Raw genomic sequence first — 1,652 nt, 5'->3', positions numbered from 1 at the left:
GGTATACCTGCCCCCACCGGCGCTGGTCCTTGCGCGCGAACGGCTCGAACACCTCCGCCGCGAACGTCTCCAACTCACCGCGCACCAAGTCGATCTCGTCCGGAGTCACACCCGCCTAACGCCACACCGAACCCGGAAGACACGCACCACCACAACCGACCTGACCAAGCACTACTAGGGCTTTTGTCCGGTGCGGCGAGAGTGCGTGCCGGGCGTCGCGACGCCGCGGAGATCCGTCAGAAGGGCCCTAGACCTAGTGAACGCGGATGTGCACGTTCTGCTGCGGGATCATGTTCCGTGCCGCCCGCGCCTGCAACTCCTTGACCAGGTCGGTTCGAGACCCCAGGACGTTGAACGCGATGGGCGGCGCGGCGCGCCGTGTCAGTTCGAAGCGGTGGGACACCGTGAACAACCAGGACCCGTACGTGTGCTTCATGTGGGTCACGTCCGCCCACGCCGCCGAGGTCCGCCACCGACCGAACTGGTCGGTGAGGACCAGGCCGTCGGCGTAGAGGTAGCACCGGTTCAGGTCGAGAGCGGCGGACAGTCGCCGCCATGCCAGCCTCAGGCCGATCCAGACGAGCAACACCCCGGCCAGGAGCACGAACTTGAACAGCGCGGACGGGGGCCGCCGCACGATCAGCAAGCCGAGCACGAGGACGCCCAGTACCTCGACCGTCCGCCACGCCATCTGCCCCATGCTGCCCAGCACTCCGGTGATGGCGTACGCGCGGTGCCCGCCGCCGAACCCGATCTCCCGCACGCGCTGTCGCAGGGCGGCACGCCGTCTCTGGGACAACCTCATCTTCTCTTCGCCTCGCCGCCGCCCGCCCCGACGGCCGACAGCACGGCTCACCGTCCCGGACCTCGCCCGCGCGGCCATCGGGGAAACCACTGAAGCCACTACGTAGGCAGCAGGCGCGTCCCCTGGAAGTCTGGTGGCGAGCCGGTAGAGGCCGGTGTGTTTCCCGGCTGTGGTGAGCGGAGCCGCCAGTCTCGTGAACGGCTTGTCTTGGTCGACTGCCAGTTCTGCCGGGGCTCCGCTCCTCACGTCCGACGAAACCACAGCTCAAGACCCGTTGGACAACTCCACCCGAGCCATGACTTCACGGCCTTGGGGCCAGCCGGAGGCGGTCCGCCCGCGCGGGGCTAGCCGGCTGCGGTGGGCCGGTGCGGGGCGGCGTGGGGTGGTCGGCCGGTGCGGGGTGGCAGCAGGGCGCGGAGCAGGTCGACGACGTCCTCGGGGTGGTCGTTGAGGAAGAAGTGGCCGCCCTCGAACACGCGGGTGTGGAAGTCGCCCGAGGTCTGCTCGCCCCAGGGCCGGACCTCCTCGACGGTGGCCGCCGGGTCACGGTCGCCGGCCAGGGCGACCACGGGGCAGGTCAGGGGGCGGCCGGGGGTGTCCTCGTAGGAGGCGAGGGCCCGGTAGTCGCCGCGCAGCGCAGGGAGGACCAGCTCCAGCAGCTCCGGGTCGTCGAGGATCACGGTGTCGGTGCCGCCCAACCCCCGGATGCGGCTGACGAGTTCGGCGTCGTCCACCGGCCGGTTCAGGTCGCGGTTGCGGCCCCGGGCCGCAACCGCGACCTGAACCGGCCGTTGGACGACGCCGAACTCGTCAGCCGCATCCGGGGGTTGGGCGGGACCGACACCGT

General features: G+C 70.4%; 2 protein-coding genes. Both read right to left on the bottom strand.

Translation table 11 applies throughout. The features are described from left to right. Positions 1-253 precede the first annotated feature (253 nt). Positions 254-805 carry a hypothetical protein gene (locus AOK15_RS39635; protein ID WP_167738919.1) on the bottom strand — a complete coding sequence of 184 codons (552 nt, stop codon included), beginning with the start codon at positions 803-805 and terminating at the stop codon, positions 254-256. A gap of 344 nt (positions 806-1,149) precedes the next feature. Further along, positions 1,150-1,652, bottom strand: a 503-nt coding sequence (locus AOK15_RS39630; RefSeq protein ID WP_167738918.1) for a thioesterase II family protein, incomplete at its 5' end; no start/stop codon positions are given.

Origin of the sequence: Streptomyces ossamyceticus (assembly GCF_001418475.1) — a bacterium.
Lineage (GTDB): Bacteria > Actinomycetota > Actinomycetes > Streptomycetales > Streptomycetaceae > Streptomyces > Streptomyces ossamyceticus.
The sequence above is the reverse complement of the archived record's forward strand: the minus strand, read 5'-3'. Positions and strand labels throughout refer to the sequence as shown.

What these genes read in the sequence shown, in the direction of transcription:
- AOK15_RS39635 (WP_167738919.1), bottom strand. Translation starts at nt 805, where the DNA reads ATGAGGTTGTCCCAGAGACGGCGTGCCGCCCTGCGACAGCGCGTGCGG.